We start from the raw sequence: 14,742 nt of genomic DNA, 5'->3' as shown, positions 1-14,742 counted from the left end.
CGCACTCACGCACGGCTGGCAGCCGGCTCTACCGGCGCCTTGCACGCAGACCGGCCGGTGGCCCACGATGCGGGGACGTGACGCCGGCAACGCCGCCGGCGCACGGGAGCGAGAGGACCACGATGACCTCGGGAACCCTGCCGCTTTCGCTGGAGGACAAGTTCACCGTCGACGAGGGGATGATCCACCTCACCGGTGTCCAGGCGCTGGTCCGGCTACCGCTGGTCCAACGTCGACTCGATCTGGCGAACGGTCTGAGCACGGCCACGTTCATCTCCGGCTACCCCGGATCGCCGCTCGGCGGCTACGACCTGGAGCTGCAGCGCCGGCGCCGGCTGCTCGCCGAGCACCACGTCGTGCACCAGATGGGCGTCAACGAGGAGCTCGGCGCGACAGCCGTGGCCGGGAGCCAGCTGACCCAGCGACTGCCGGGACCGCGCTACGACGGGGTCCTCGGGCTCTGGTACGGCAAGGCCAACGGCTTCGACCGGGCGCTCGACGCGCTGCGTCAGGCCAACCTGATGGGCACCCACCGCACCGGCGGGGCGCTCGCCTCGTCGGGGACGACCCCACCGCCAAGTCCTCCCCGACCCCGGGTGCCAGCGAGCTTGCCGCCGCGGCCGTGATGATGCCGATCATCTACCCCGGCGACGTCCAGGAGGTCCTCGACCTCGGTGTCCCACGCCGTGGCCCTCTCCCGCAGCAGCGGCCTGTGGGTCGCCGTCAAGATGTCCACGACGGTGGCGGACGGGTCGGGCTCGGCGTTCGTGTCGCCCGACCGGGTGCGGCCGGTGATGGTCGACATCGAGCTGGACGGCAAGCCCTACGTCCACCAGCCCTCCATGCACCTCTACGGCGGCAGCGTCATGGGGATGGAGCACTCCCAGATCTACGGGCGGATCGAGGCGGCCCTCGCCTACGCCCGTGCCAACGACCTCAACCGCGTCACGGTCTCCACCGAACGGGACCGGATCGGCATCATCTCCTCCGGCAAGACGTACTACGAGCTCCGGCAGACGCTGCGCGAGCTCGGCATCGACGACGACGAGCTGCGTCGCCTCGGCGTCCGCCTGCTGCAGCTGCGGATGCCCTACCCGCTCGACGGCACCGTCGTCCGCTCGTTCGCGCGGGGCCTGTCGGAGATCCTGGTGCTCGAGGACAAGCGGCCCTTCATCGAGCTGTTCGTCAAGGACGAGCTCTACGCGCTGGCGGACCGGCCGCTCGTGCTCGGCAAGCTCGACGAGCAGGGCCGCCCGCTGGTGCCGCTGCACGCCGAGCTCGACACCGCGTCGATCGCGCGGCTGGTCGCCGAGCGGCTCGGCCGTCTCGACGACCTCCCCGACATGCAGCGGCGGCTGGAGCGGGTTACCCGGCCCACGACGCGACCGGCGCTGCCCCTCGCGCGGTCCCCGTACTTCTGCAGCGGCTGCCCGCACAACACCTCCGTCGCCGCCGTAGAACCGGGCACGGTCGTCGGGGCCGGCACCGGCTGCCACGTGCTCGCGGTCTTCATGCGCCCCGACGACGTCGGCGACATCCTCGGGCTCACCGCGATGGGCAACGAGGGCGCGCAGTGGATCGGTGCGTCACCGTTCTGCGACCTCGACCACTTCATCCAGAACATCGGCGACGGCACCTACGCCCACTCGGGCATCCTCGCCATCCGCGCCGCCGTGGCGTCCGGCGTCAACATCACCTACAAGCTGCTCTACAACGACCATGTCGCCATGACCGGCGCGCAGCCCGCGATCGGCATCCGCGGCGTCCCCGACCTGTGTCGCGAGCTGCTCGCGGAGGGCGTGGCACGCGTCATCGTCACCACCGAGGACACCGCTCGCTACGCGCGCGCTCCCCTCCCCCGAGGCGTAGACCTCTGGGACCGTTCACGATTCGCCGAGGCCACCAAGACGCTCGGTGCCGTGCCGGGTGTGACCGTGCTGATCCACGACCAGGAGTGCGCCACCGAGAAGCGGCGCCGCCGCAAGCGCGGCACCCTCGAGGAGCCGCGCACCCGTGTGCTGATCAACGAGGCGGTCTGCGAGGGTTGCGGGGACTGCGGCGCCGCGTCGAACTGCCTCTCCGTGCACCCCGTCAGCAGCGAGCTCGGTCGCAAGACCCAGATCCACCAGCCCTCGTGCAACCTCGACTACTCGTGCCTGCAGGGGAACTGCCCGTCGTTCGTGACGGTGACGACGGGTGCTTCGGGTGGTGGCTCCGCCGGGAGCCGACCGAACGTGCCGGAGCTACGGCCGGAGGACCTGCCCGAGCCCGAGCTCATCGTCCCTGCAGACGAATTCACCTTCCGCATCAGCGGGATCGGCGGCACGGGTGTCGTCACCGTCGCCCAGACGCTCGCCGTTGCGGCGCTGCTGGAGGGTCGGTTCGTCCGCGGCCTGGACCAGACCGGCCTGGCGCAGAAGGGTGGCCCCGTCATCTCCGACCTGCGCATCACCACCGCACCGGTCGACCAGGCCAACAAGCTCACCGTCGCCGACTGCGACCTCTACCTGGCGTGCGACATGCTGGCCGGGGCGCAGCAGGCCAACCTGGTCGTCGCCGACCCCGAGCGCACGGTGTCTGTCACCTCCACCGCGCAGGTGCCGACCGGGCAGATGGTCGTGGACACGCACGTCGAGTTCCCTGACCCCGCAGGGCTGCTCGAGCGGATCGCTTCGGCGTCTCGCCCCGGGTCGAGCCTCGCGGTCGACTCCCCGGGCATCGCCGAGCAGCTCTTCGGCAGCGACCAGACCGCCAACATCCTGCTCGTCGGCGCGGCCTATCAGGCGGGTGCGCTGCCCCTCGACGCAGAGTCGATCGAGGCCGCCATCACGCTCAACGGCGTCCAGGTCGACACCAACCTCCAGGCCTTCCGACGCGGCCGCCAGCTCCTGTCCGACGAGGCTGCGCTCGCCCAGCTGCTCACTGAGCTACGACCGAAGACCGTTGCGCCGCAACCGACTCCGACCGAGTCGTGGATCGCGAGCATCGTTCGTGCCGAGCACGGCTCCGAGCTGGAGCGGATCGTGCTGTCCCGGGTGCCGATGCTGATCGCCTACCAGGACGTGGCCTACGCCCGGCGCTACGCGCTGCGGGTGGAGCAGGTCCGGGTCGCCGAGGTGTCGCGCGCTGGCGGCCGCACGGATGTCGCTGAGGCCGTAGCGTTCTCGCTCTACAAGCTGATGGCCTACAAGGACGAGTACGAGGTCGCCCGGTTGCACCGCGACCCCGCCCTCAAGGCCGAGGTGATCGAGCGCTTCGGCCCGGACGCGCGCTACCGGTTCATGCTGCAGCCGCCGATGATGAAGTCGCTCGGCCTGCACAAGAAGATCGCCGTGCCCGACCGGGTCGGTGACGCCCTGTTCGCCACCCTCGCGCCGATGAAGCGGTTGCGCGGCACTCGTTTCGACCCGTTCGGCCGCGACCACGTGCGCGTCGTCGAGCGCGAGCTGCTGGCCGAGTTCGAGGCGTTGGTCGACGAGCTCGCGGCGCGCGTGGGTGAGTCGAACCACGCCGTCGCGCTCGAGCTCGCCCAGCTGCCCGACGTGGTACGCGGCTACGACGACGTCAAGCTGGACAATGTGAAGACCTACAAGGAGCAGCTGACCCGGTTGCGGGCTCGGCTCACCGACGCCAGCCGCGACCGCGTAGACCTTCCGCTCTCGAAAGGTGCTCCCTGATGGCCCTGCTCAGCAAGATGTTGCTCGACCGGTTGCACCGTCTCGGCGTCACCGGCCCGCGACCCACCGGTCGGTCGGCCCACGAGCCACGGCCGACCGACGACAACCTCGACGCCGACGCGTCGGTCGAAGGCCGACTCGACCCCAGCACCGCCGCGCTGATGGACGGAGCCCCGCCAGGGTCTACCTCCGGGCGGGCGCAGCCCGAGCGCCGCCCGCGCCCCACCGGCGACCCCGACCCCCGAAGCGGCCCCGGCGCCGGCGCCTCCGAGGCTGACGCGACGCACCTGCCCGGTTGACGGAGCGCCTGCCCGCGGTTGACGGCTGCCGGCTCGGCTGACGTCGCGCCCGCCCTGCTGAAGGAGCGGCCGCCCTGCGGAGGGAGCGCCTGGCCTCCTGACGGGACGCCTGACCGGCTGACGGGGGCTTTTGTCCTGGTGGCGGCGCCCTCGGGCCTGAGGTACCGGCCTGCTCGCCGTCCCTCTGCGCCGTCCCTCGACACCCGAGCTGTGGCCTGGTCTCCACGCGCCGCCCATCAGAACGGCGGCCGGTGGTCCCCCGGCTCCACCGGTCGTGGTGCTGGAGGTCCTTCGGCTAGAGGTCGCCGAGTCTCTGGTTGCCGGGCAGCAGGCGGTCCAGATGCAGGTCGTCCAGGTGCAGGCTGCCCCGGTGCCAGCTGCCCAGCCTCAGGTTGCCCAGGTGCGTGTTGCTCAGCTGAGGGTTGTCCCTGTGACGGTTGCCCGAGAGCAGGTTGCCCAGCTGCAGATTGGCCGGGTGCAGGTTGGCCTGCTGCAGGTTGCGGGAGTCGTCCGAAGGCTGGTCCCGTGGTGCCAGGCGCGGTCGGGTGCCAGTGCGTGTAGGGCAACCGGGGAGTGGCGCGGACGCTGTCCAGGCCGTCGAGCCCGCCGAGGAGACCTTCGTACCAGCGGTCCAGCTCGGCGTCGCGCGCCACGTGGCCAGGCGGCGGAGGGCACAGATGCTCGGGTCGGGGGTACGGGGTTGGCCTGGTAACGACCGTCCGACCCGTCGGCAGGGTCCAGCGCAGGTGCCGCTCCGGCCAGTCGGTCCGGCCATCGACAAGGGCGTCGAGCACGGAGCTCACCGAATCATGGCCGCCAGGATCTGCATGGCCTGGTGCTGCCGGGTCCGGGTCCACGGGAGTAGCCACGACAGGGGTCGGCTCGTCGGCGGTGGGCCCAGCAGTGATCGGCCCGCCGGCGGCTCGGCTGGCAGGCCCCTGGGTGTCGGCCGTGGGCCCGGCGTTAGGCCCGGCGGTGGTCGGGACGTCGACGCTAGGCCCGACATGGCTGGGGTCGTCGGCAGCCTGTCCGCCAGAGCGCGGACCGTCGACATGGACCGGGGTGACGTGCCACAGGCCTTCGGTCTTGTGGTGGTGATGGTTCGCGTCCAGCGTGTGCAGGTTGTCGCCCATGGTCGGGCCGCCCTCGCTGTGCGGCCATACGTGATCGAGCTGCAGGTCGTGATGGCGCAGGCACCCCGGGGCCCGGCAGCCGTTGTCCAGCACCGCGAGGTGGTCCCGCATGGCGCGGCCGGGCTGGTAGGAGCGCACGGGCGTGTTCAGCGCGACCCCGCTGACGGGGTCCGTCACGATCCGACGCCAGATCCCACCGCCTGCGAGCGCGACGGCCCGCACCTGGGCCGCGGTCAGGTAGCCCCGCACCGGTCCGCCGTCCAGTCGGGCCGGCAGGGACGAGGTCCCGAGGAGCGTCTCCAGGGACACGGTGATGTTCAGGATGGCCATGACCGGACGTACGCCGTCGAAGCCGTTCAGCAACTCCTCACCCACCGTGCTGGGGGCCGGCACGGCACGGTCTGGCTAGGGTGGCGTCGGGTCGCTGGGTGAGAGGTCGCTCGGTGGGAGGTCGCTCGGTGTGAAGGGGCGAGGCCCGATCAGGTCACCCGGGAGGACGAGCTCGGTTGAGCCGCAAGGTGGTCCGCCAGATCGGGATACGGCAGCAGCGGGTCGGCATCTATGGGAGCGTCGCTGTCGATGCCCGCATCCGCACCGGTCGCGGCGACACCCGTGGGGACGTGGCTGTGGCTCCTCGCATCGGCGCTCGTCGCGTCTGCACACCTGGGGACATCGCTGTCGTTGCCCCGTCGGCCGCGGCCGAGCCTGCACGCATGGGGGTGTCGCTGCTCCGAGCACCGCTGCATGGATCGGCAGCCGCGCAGATGTCGCTACCCGCGCCAGCCGCGCAGATGTCGCTACCCGCGCCAGCCGCGGAGGTGTCGCTGCCCGCGTCAGCCCCGGCCGAGCCTGCACGCACGGGGGCGTCGCTGTTGGTCTCGGCGGGGCGGCTGGGGTCGCCATGGCAGGACACCGGGTGGTCAGGGTGGTTGGGGTGATGGCCATGCAGCAGCAGCCCGAGAGCGAGGTCGGCGCCGAGCTGGCCCATCGTCCGGGGATCGCCGAGCTGGCGGGCGCGGCGGGCCATCTGGTGGATCCGGTTGTGGGCGGCGGCTACCGCGGCAGCATCACCGGTGACGTTGACCTCGCCGGTGCCGTCCGGGTGCAACCGTGAAGACACGCGTCGCTCCGCCATGGCCTGCTCCCGGTCCCCTACGTCGGGGTCCTCGTCCAGCAGCCAGGCGAGTCCCTGGTCGAACCGGTCGCGAAACACCACCCAGGACAGGGCAGGTAGCTCAGGGTCGACCCAGTCCCCCACGGTCCAGCCGGTTGCCTCGACCAAAGCCTCGCGTCGCGCTTGCGCCGCGCGAGCCCGCAGAACGGCCCGCGCACCGCAGCGTCGGAAGGGGACGCCACCAGGCGCTGCATCCGCAGGCGTCCCGGCAGCAGCAGCGGCGAGCTCTGGGGCGCAGGGGTGCGTCAGGCCGGCGACGTGGCGGGTCAGCCACGCCAGCTGCGGGTCGGTGAGGTGCTCGGAGCGCCGAGAGGTCAGCACGCGCACCATCTCGGGGGTGAGCACGCCCTCGCCGAGCAGCCGTGCCGCCACCTGGGTGCGCTCAGCAGCACCGTTGGCGAGCCGGTTCATCAGGGCCCGCCGATCCGGATCCCAGCCCAACGTGGCTACCGCCTCGTCCAGGACGGCCCGTCGAGCCCGGCCCTCGATGCGACCGAGCGCGGCTGGCGACGGGTCGTGGTCTGGACCGTAGCGGTCGCCGACCTTCTGCTCGGCTGTGGCCGCGGTCAGCACCTGCACTGCGGCCGCCTGCAGCGTGGTCAGGAAGGCGATGCTCTGCTGGGTCAGCACCAGCACGTCGGCGACGTCGCGCCCGTGGACGGGGAGCGCGGCGGCTCCCTCACGGTCCAGCGCAACCAGGGCGTCGACCAAGGTCAGGCAGTCCTCGAACCCGATGATGGCCTCGTCCGACATCGCTGCCGCCACAGCAACCAGCAGCGACCCGCCCACGGGGGCGTCGGCAACCGGTGCGGCGGCGGCGAGCGTCTGGGGCATGTCCGCGATCCACCTTCCTGATCTGCTCTGATCAGGCCGCTCGAACACGTGCGCCGCGAGGACGGACCACCTTCAAAGGACCTGGCCCACACTCAAGCACCACCCACTGACAGACCCCCTCACGCGGCCCCCCGACCCCCACGGCCCCACCCAGCCATCACTTCCACCCAGGCCGATGGCCTCACCGGGCAGCAGAAGGCCGCGGCCGCACCCCACCAGGGGCGCGGCCGCGGCCTTGCTTCTCGTGTGTCGATTCTCGCCTGTCGCTGCTCGTCTGTGCTCGATCCAAACGACTCACGCGATGACTCACAACCGGTCAGAAAACCGCCCCGACCAGCTCTTCCTCCACCGCTAAGCCCGCAAGAAGCAGCAGGCCACAGCCACAAGACGAACAGAGCTGACGGTCGGACTCGAACCGACAACCGCCTGTTTACAAGACAGGTGCGCTACCAATTGCGCCACGCCAGCGGGCTGGGCCGACCCCAGCCAAGGGGGCGGACCGCGCTTGAATCCTACCGACAACGCGCCGGTGGCCCCGACGACGCGAGGTCGACGGGGCCACCGGTGGGGGCACTACGGGGTGCGGCTTGCTCAGTGGGTGTTCGCCCAGCGAGCGAGGCCGGCGATGGTGCGGCCGTTGGGGCGCGAGGCGCCGTCGCGGGCGATGCCGGCGAGGGCCTGGGCCTTGCGGGTGGTGACCGGGCCGAAGTAGCCGGTCTGGGGGGCACCCACCAGGCGCTGGATGCGCTTGACCGTGGTGGTGCTGAGCGAACCGGTCTGGGCCAGGCCGACGTGGCGCTGGATGGCCTTCACGTCCGAGCTCTTGATGCCGGCGGAGCTGGCGATCGGGGTGCGGGTGGTGCTGCGGCTCGAGGTGAGCGCGGAGGCCGAGCTGGAGGCGCCACCGTTGGAGCGGGTCAGGCCCGCCTTGCGGGAGCACACCGGCCAGGCGCCGGGGCCCTGGGAGGCGAGGACGCGCTGCGCGACGGCGATCTGGGCGGACTTCGACGCGAGGTCGGCGCGCGGGGCGTACTGGCCGCCACCGAAGCCGAGCCAGGTCGAGCGGGTGAACTGCAGGCCACCGTAGAACCCGTTGCCGGTGTTGATGGACCAGTTGCCACCGGACTCGCAGGCGGCGACGCTGTCCCAGACCGAGCCGGCAGCGTTGGCCGGGGTGGTGGTCGCGAGGCCCATGCCGGCGACGGCGGCCGCGGAGGCGAGGGTGGTGGCGGCGCGACGGGCGATGACGGCGCGAGCAGGCGCGACGGCAGAGTGACGGGGGGTGTAACGCACGAGGATTCCTCTCCTGACGACGCCTGTGAAGTGAGCTGTCGGGTTCGGGCGGTCAGGTGCCCGGTCGCTGCTGCGACTTAACCCCAAGGACCGGCTGGGCCGGCCCGAAGTGGGTCCTCCACCGTCGTCCGCGCCCAGGCCAAGGGGTTGGGCCTGGTGACGTGCCCGCCGGACGACGCTCGGCGAAGCGGGCACACGTGTGAATGAATGCAAGGGTCTATGCAGTTGTCAGTAAACGGACACACTCGGTCACCGCACAACAGGGGTGGGTGGGGCCGAGTGCCCGCTGGACCGACCGCCGCGGACCCCGACGGAGAAGTGCGACTTGCTCGAGGGGGCAACGCCTTGGTAACGACCTAGTAACGACGGTAAGGCCAACGTTTGACCGTGACAACTCCGCGCTGACCGGCGAAGTTGCGCGAATGGGCGATTTCGACGCGTTTGACCTGCTCGCGGGCCTCTGCTACGCACGACGTTACAGGTCTTCGGTGTGACGTATCCCACACGCCCTCCGGGCACTTCGGGCGCAGTCGAAGCGCTACAGACGTGAACCCACAGCGTTCGGACAGGTTCGGACCGGGCTACCAGTTCCAGCTCAGGGCGTCGCCGAGAGGGGCATCGGTGAGCGGCAGCCAGGACGGCACGCCGTGACTGAGCAGCGACCAGACCAGCAGCCCGATGCCGAGGACGGCAAGAGCGCTGGTGACGATGTCACCGGGCGTGCCGTCGGGCGCGATGCCGCGCATGATGCTGCGCGAGCCGCGGCGCAGGGGCACCCCGCCAGGCCCCCACCAGGAGAACACGATCGCGACAGCCATCCCGGCAAGCAGCGGCAGCGCGCTCGCGACGCTGACCGGGCGGCCGAGGACGAGCGGCAGCACCCAGGACGTGACATAGGCGGCCGCGACGCCGATCAGCCCGCTGCCGATGACGCCGAGCACCGTGCTCAGGGCGGCGGCGATGACGTGCGCCGGGCTGGCCAGGACGGCGAGCGCCACGTCCGACCCGCGCTTGGCGCCGTAGGCGTGCCGCCGCAGCACCAGCGCGGTCACGCTGCGGTCCACGGTCCGCGCCAGCAGCGCCCAGCTGACGGCGACCATGAGGGCGATCATCGGCCAGGTCGCCGCCAGTCCGAGGATCGCGATCATCAGCGCCGCCAGGCTGCTCGTGCGCGTGGGCCGTCCGATGCGCGGGTCGCCCGCCCCCACACCCGTCGTCCATCCCGTAGAACCCGCCGGGGCGGCTGCCCCAGGGGTTGCGGCGGGTGCCCCAGGCGCTGGGGCGGGCGCCTCAGGGCCAGTGCGGGGGTAGGAGCTGATCGGGGCCTGCGGGGCGCTCTGCGAGGGACCGGTCGGGACGGGACGGGGAGCGGAGACGCGCTCCCCGAGCGGCGGGACCGCCGTGAGCCGGCGGGTGGCGCCGATCGGGGCGGCCACGGTGGGCGCGGCCGAACCGGCGCCAGCAGCACCCTGGATGGGCGTGGGGACGGTCGCCTCCCCGCCTCGGGAGTAGACCTCGAGCGCACCGAGGACCTCGCGCGCGGCGGGGCGGTCGGTCGCCACGGGCGACAAGGCGGCCGCGAGGAGCGGGCGCAGCCGCGGGTCGACGCCCCCGAGGTCGTGCCGTCCGTGGCGGACCCGGTCGAGGACGATGTTCATCGGGCCACGACCGAACGGCGGCTGGCCGGACGCGGCGAACGCCAAGGTGGCGGCCCAGCCCCACCAGTCGGTGGCCTCGGTGACGGCGCCACCCTCGACGACCTCGGGCGACAGGTAGCCGGGCGTGCCCATGACCAGGCCGGTTGAGGTGAGTCGGACGTCGTCGGCCACGTGCGCGATGCCGAAGTCGATGACCACCGGCTCGTCGTCGAGCATCAGCACGTTGCCGGGCTTGAGGTCCCGGTGGACGACGCCGGCGGCGTGGATCGCCTCCAGCGCCTCGACGAGCCCGCGGCCGAGCCGGACCAGGTCGGCCGGAGGCATCGGGCCGCGCGAGGTGATGACCTCCTCGAGCGAGGGTCCGGGGACGTACTGCGTCACCACGTAGGGCCGTGGCCCGTCCGGGTCGGCATCCAGCACGGCGGCGACCAGGCGGTGCTTGACCCGCTCCAGGGTCGCGACCTCGCGCGCGAGCCGGCGGCGGGACTCGGCGTCGTAGGCGACGTGCGGGCGCAGCACCTTAATGGCGACCGCCCGGCCGCTGTGGTCCAGCCCCAGGTGCACGACGCCCATGCCGCCCTCACCGAGCGTGCTGACCAGGCGGTAGGAGCCCAGGCGCGCGTTCGCGGACGCGGGGCCGCCCCCCTCTGGCACCGAAGTCATGGCACGAGGGTAGGCGCTGCGCCTGGGCTGTGGCTGGACATCGGCCGTGAGCCACGGCCGGCCGGCCCGGGACGGGCTACTGCTGGATGTAGGCCGTGAGCTGGTCCTTCTCGTCCTGCAGCTGGGCGAGCCGGTGCTTCACGACGTCACCGATCGTGACGATCGCCTGGAGCTGACCGTCGGCGACGACCGGCACGTGCCGCACCCGGCGCTGGGTCATCTCGGTGGCGAGCGACTCGATGTCGTCCTCGGCCGAGCAGGTGTGCACGTCCGAGGTCATGATCTTGCTCACCCCGCCGTCCAGCACGTCGGGGCCGTCGGCGGCCAGGTGCCGCACGATGTCGCGCTCGCTGACGATGCCGTCGACGCCCGAGCCGTCCTCGCTGATCACCACCGCGCCGATGTTGTGCTGCGCCAGCAGGGCGAGCAGGTCGCGCACGGTGGCGTCAGGACGCATGGTCACGACCTGGCTGCCCTTGTTCTTCACCACATCGGAGATACGCATGGGCGCACAGTAGGCCCAAGTGACGCAGCGCGCCAGACCTCCGCCCGCTGCCGTCCCGTCTCGGAGGGCTGCCGGGTCGACTCCTATAGTGGGACCACCGCTCTACCTAGGAGGCTTGTCTCCCATGCCGGTCGACGACCGCTTCGAGCTCGTGATCGCCGCCAACCGCCTTCCCGTAGACCGGGTGGTCGCCCCGGACGGGTCGGTCGGCTGGCACCGCAGCCCCGGTGGGCTCGTGACCGCCATGGAGTCGGTCATGGCGGGCCGCGACGGCGTCTGGGTGGGCTGGGCCGGCGAGCCCGGCGAGGCGCCCGAGCCGTTCGACGAGGCCGGGATGCGGCTGCACCCGATCGCCCTGTCCGCCGAGGAGATCGAGGGCTACTACGAGGGCTTCAGCAACGACACCCTGTGGCCGATCTACCACGACGTGATCGTGCCGGCGCAGTTCCACCGCGAGTGGTGGCACGCCTACCGCGAGGTCAACGAGCGGTTCGCCCAGGTCCTCGCCGAGGTGGCCGCCGACGGGGCCACCGTGTGGGTGCACGACTACCAGCTCCAGCTCGTGCCCGCATTCCTGCGCCAGCTGCGCCCCGACGTGCGGATCGGCTGGTTCAACCACATCCCGTTCCCGCCGGTCGAGCTGTTCGCCCAGCTGCCCTGGCGCGCCGCCATCCTCGAGGGCCTCCTCGGGGCCGACTTCCTCGGCTTCCAGCGGCGCACCGACGCGGGCAACTTCCGCCGGGCCTGCCGCCAGCTGCTCGGCATGACGGTGCGCGGCGACACCGTCACCGCGGACAGCGGGCCGGACGCCCGTCTCGTGCGGGCCGCCGGCGTGCCGATCTCCACGGACTTCAAGGCGATGGACCGCCTCGCCCGCACGCCCGAGGTCCGCGAGCGCGCCAAGGAGATCCGGGCCTCCCTCGGTGACCCCAAGCACCTGCTGCTCGGCATCGACCGGCTCGACTACACCAAGGGCATCCGGCACCGGCTCAAGGCCTACCAGGAGCTGCTGGCTGACGGGGCGCTCGACGGCAGCGAGACCACGTTCATCCAGATCGCGACCCCGAGCCGGGAGCGGATCGACGCCTACATCGAGCTCAAGGAGCAGGTCGAGGGCACCGTGGGTCGCATCAACGGCGAGTACTCCACCATCGGCTCCCCCGCCATGGAGTACCTCCACCGCTCCTACGGGCGAGAGGAGATGGCCGCGCTGTTCCTCGCCGCCGACGTCATGGTCGTCACCCCGCTGCGCGACGGCATGAACCTCGTCGCCAAGGAGTACGTCGCCTGCCGCTACGACGACCAGGGAGCCCTGGTCCTCAGCGAGTTCACCGGCGCGGCAGAGGAGCTCAGGGAGGCGTTCATGTGCAACCCGCACGACGTCGAGGGCCTCAAGCAGACCTTGCTCGACGCCATCCACGCCGGCCCCGACGAGCAGCGCCGCCGGATGCGCCGCATGCGCAGCGCCGTCCGCCGCCACGACGTCCAGACCTGGGCCGACGACTTCCTCTCCGCGCTCGAGGCGCTCCCGCCCGCCCAGCACCCCGGAAGGGGCACCACCATGACCGACCCAGCCACCACCCCAGCCATGAACCCCACTGACCCGACAGACCTCGGCCCCACAGACGTCGACCCCCAAGACCTCGACCCCGTAGACCTCGACCCCGGGCTGCGGGCGGCCATCGCCGCGGTCGCGGGGCTGGACCGGCTGCTGGTCGCCTCGGACTTCGACGGCGTGCTGGCCCCGCTCGTGGACGACCCGTCGACGAGCCGGGCGATCCCGGGCACGCTCGAGGCCCTCGACGCCCTCTCGCAGCTGCCGGGGACGACCTGCGCCGTCGTGTCGGGGCGCGACCTGGAGACCCTGCTGGCGCTCACCGGGCTCGACGGGCACGAGCGGATCGCGGCCGTGGGCAGCCACGGCGCCCAGTCGACCACCGACGACACCAGCACCCAGGCGCTCACGCCGGAGCAGGCCGACCAGCTGGCCGTCCTCGACGCCGAGCTGAGCGAGGTGCTGGCGCGCCACCCCGGCGTGCGCATCGAGCACAAGCCGGCCGGGGTGGTGCTGCACACCCGCGGGCTCGACCCGACCGTCGCCGAGGAGGCCACGGCCGAGGCGCTGGTGGTGGGTGCGGAGCAGCGCCCCGCGAAGGTCCTGCGCGGCAAGGACGTCGTCGAGATGTCCGTCGTCGACGCCAACAAGGGCACCGCGCTGCTGGAGCTGGCGGCGGCCCGCGGGTCGCAGGCCACGGTCTACCTCGGTGACGACGTGACCGACGAGCAGGCGTTCGAGCGGCTCGGGCCGCACGACCTGACCATCAAGGTGGGACCGGGCCCCACAGCCGCGCGCTTCCGCGTGACCGACGCCACCGAGGTGCTGGAGGTGCTCGAGCAGCTGCTCAGTGCGCGCGGCGGGCACTGACGCTGAACGTCGGCACCACGCTGGTCGACCGACGCACGACCAGCTCGGGGCGGAAGGTCAGCTCGTCGCGCGGCTCCGGGTGGCCCGCGACCTCGTCCAGCAGGGCGCGCACCGCCGCCTCCCCCATCGTCGTCACCGCCTGCCGCACCGTCGTGAGGGGCGGGTCGGTGAACGCGATGAGCGGGGAGTCGTCGTAGCCGATGACCGACAGGTCCTCCGGCACCCGCAGACCGCTCGCCCGGGCCGCGCGGATCGCACCGAGCGCCATCAGGTCGGACCCGCAGATGACGGCGGTGACACCGCGGGCGAGCAGCCGCGCCATCGCGGCCGCCCCGCCGTCGACGCTGAAGACCGTGGTCTCGACGAGCTCGTCGACCTCCGCGACCCCCACGCCGAGCTGGGCGCGCATCGAGGCGCGGAACCCGCCGATCTTGCGAACGACGGGGACGTACTTGGCCGGGCCGACGGCGAGGCCGATCCGGGTGTGGCCGAGCCGCACCAGGTGCTCCACCGAGAGCGCCATCGAGGCGGCGTCGTCGTTGCTGACGAAGGGCGCGTCGACGCCCTCGCGATAGCCGTTGACGAGGACGATCGGCAGGCCGCGGTCCCGCAGCCGGGTGTAGCGGGCGAGGTCCATCGTCGTGTCCGCGTGCTGCCCGCTGACGTAGACGATGCCGGAGACGCCACGGTCCACGAGCATCTGGGTGTACTCGTCCTCGTGGACGCCGCCGGGTGTCTGGGTGCAGAGCACGGTCGTGTAGTCGTGCACGCTCAGCGCCGTCTCGATGACCTGCGCGAACGCCGGGAAGATCGGGTTGTCGAGCTCGGGCACGATCAGTCCGACCAGACCGGCCGCCTTGCGCTGCAACAGAGTTGGCCGTTCGTAGCCGAGCACGTCCAGCGAGGTCAGCACGGCCCGGCGGGTGCTCTCGGAGACGAGCGGCTTGTTGTTGAGCACGCGCGAGACGGTGGCCTCGCTCACGCCTGCGTGCTCGGCGATGTCGGCCAGCCGTGGCTTGCGCACGGGTCCCATCGCGGTTCACCGCCTCTCTTGACCGGGCCGGCGGGGAGCCGAGGCTCC

General features: G+C 72.0%; 9 protein-coding genes, 1 tRNA gene and 1 riboswitch. Of the genes, 4 read left to right on the top strand and 6 right to left on the bottom strand.

The features are described 5' to 3' along the window. Positions 1-122 precede the first annotated feature (122 nt). The 3 genes from MM440_RS09020 to MM440_RS09010 are packed head-to-tail and all read left to right on the top strand — an operon-like array spanning position 123 to position 3,976. Positions 123-626: a hypothetical protein gene (locus tag MM440_RS09020; protein WP_241443990.1), complete on the top strand. Its 504-nt coding sequence runs from the start codon at positions 123-125 to the stop codon at positions 624-626. Positions 627-674: 48 nt separating this feature from the next. Beyond that, positions 675-3,677: an indolepyruvate ferredoxin oxidoreductase family protein gene (locus tag MM440_RS09015; RefSeq protein WP_241443989.1), complete on the top strand. Its 3,003-nt coding sequence runs from the start codon at positions 675-677 to the stop codon at positions 3,675-3,677. Then, on the top strand, positions 3,677-3,976 hold the full coding sequence (locus MM440_RS09010) for a hypothetical protein (protein WP_241443988.1): 300 nt from the start codon (positions 3,677-3,679) through the stop codon (positions 3,974-3,976). The genes MM440_RS09015 and MM440_RS09010 overlap by 1 nt, the downstream gene beginning before the upstream one ends. Before the next feature lie 1,692 nt (positions 3,977-5,668). Here MM440_RS09010 and MM440_RS09005 read toward each other — a convergent pair. The 5 genes from MM440_RS09005 to MM440_RS08985 all read right to left on the bottom strand — a co-directional run bounded on the left by MM440_RS09005 (position 5,669) and on the right by MM440_RS08985 (position 11,236). Continuing rightward, positions 5,669-7,117 carry a hypothetical protein gene (locus tag MM440_RS09005; RefSeq protein WP_241443987.1) on the bottom strand — a complete coding sequence of 483 codons (1,449 nt, stop codon included), beginning with the start codon at positions 7,115-7,117 and terminating at the stop codon, positions 5,669-5,671. A 395-nt stretch (positions 7,118-7,512) separates the two neighbouring features. After that, positions 7,513-7,585: transfer RNA gene (locus MM440_RS09000), tRNA-Thr, on the bottom strand. Positions 7,586-7,708: 123 nt separating this feature from the next. Next, positions 7,709-8,410 carry a transglycosylase family protein gene (locus tag MM440_RS16960; protein WP_338155628.1) on the bottom strand — a complete coding sequence of 234 codons (702 nt, stop codon included), beginning with the start codon at positions 8,408-8,410 and terminating at the stop codon, positions 7,709-7,711. Positions 8,411-8,415: 5 nt separating this feature from the next. Beyond that, positions 8,416-8,561: riboswitch (cyclic di-AMP (ydaO/yuaA leader) on the bottom strand. Positions 8,562-8,991: 430 nt separating this feature from the next. Further along, positions 8,992-10,731 carry a serine/threonine-protein kinase gene (locus tag MM440_RS08990; RefSeq protein ID WP_241443986.1) on the bottom strand — a complete coding sequence of 580 codons (1,740 nt, stop codon included), beginning with the start codon at positions 10,729-10,731 and terminating at the stop codon, positions 8,992-8,994. A gap of 76 nt (positions 10,732-10,807) precedes the next feature. After that, entirely contained in the window at positions 10,808-11,236 is a 429-nt protein-coding gene (locus tag MM440_RS08985) for a CBS domain-containing protein (RefSeq protein WP_241443985.1), read from the bottom strand. Positions 11,237-11,360: 124 nt separating this feature from the next. Here MM440_RS08985 and otsB point away from each other — a divergent pair, with 124 nt between their 5' ends. After that, the gene (gene otsB, locus MM440_RS08980; protein ID WP_241443984.1) at positions 11,361-13,661 is read left to right on the top strand and encodes a trehalose-phosphatase; all 2,301 of its coding nucleotides are present in this window, start codon (positions 11,361-11,363) and stop codon (positions 13,659-13,661) included. Here the strand turns inward: otsB and MM440_RS08975 are convergent. Beyond that, the gene (locus MM440_RS08975) at positions 13,639-14,694 is read right to left on the bottom strand and encodes a LacI family DNA-binding transcriptional regulator (protein WP_241443983.1); all 1,056 of its coding nucleotides are present in this window, start codon (positions 14,692-14,694) and stop codon (positions 13,639-13,641) included. The genes otsB and MM440_RS08975 overlap by 23 nt on opposite strands. Positions 14,695-14,742: the final 48 nt, after the last annotated feature.

It is taken from the genome of Arsenicicoccus piscis, from assembly GCF_022568835.1.
Taxonomy (GTDB): Bacteria; Actinomycetota; Actinomycetes; order Actinomycetales; family Dermatophilaceae; genus Arsenicicoccus; species Arsenicicoccus piscis.
This window is presented reverse-complemented; position numbering and strand designations above follow the sequence as displayed.

Excerpts from the sequence above, each read along its gene's own strand:
- MM440_RS08985 (WP_241443985.1), bottom strand. The coding sequence starts at position 11,236 with ATGCGTATCTCCGATGTGGTGAAGAACAAGGGCAGCCAGGTCGTGACC.
- otsB (WP_241443984.1), top strand. The coding sequence starts at position 11,361 with ATGCCGGTCGACGACCGCTTCGAGCTCGTGATCGCCGCCAACCGCCTT.
- MM440_RS08975 (WP_241443983.1), bottom strand. The coding sequence starts at position 14,694 with ATGGGACCCGTGCGCAAGCCACGGCTGGCCGACATCGCCGAGCACGCA.
- MM440_RS09005 (WP_241443987.1), bottom strand. The coding sequence starts at position 7,117 with ATGCCCCAGACGCTCGCCGCCGCCGCACCGGTTGCCGACGCCCCCGTG.
- MM440_RS09020 (WP_241443990.1), top strand. The coding sequence starts at position 123 with ATGACCTCGGGAACCCTGCCGCTTTCGCTGGAGGACAAGTTCACCGTC.
- MM440_RS09010 (WP_241443988.1), top strand. The coding sequence starts at position 3,677 with ATGGCCCTGCTCAGCAAGATGTTGCTCGACCGGTTGCACCGTCTCGGC.
- MM440_RS08990 (WP_241443986.1), bottom strand. The coding sequence starts at position 10,731 with ATGACTTCGGTGCCAGAGGGGGGCGGCCCCGCGTCCGCGAACGCGCGC.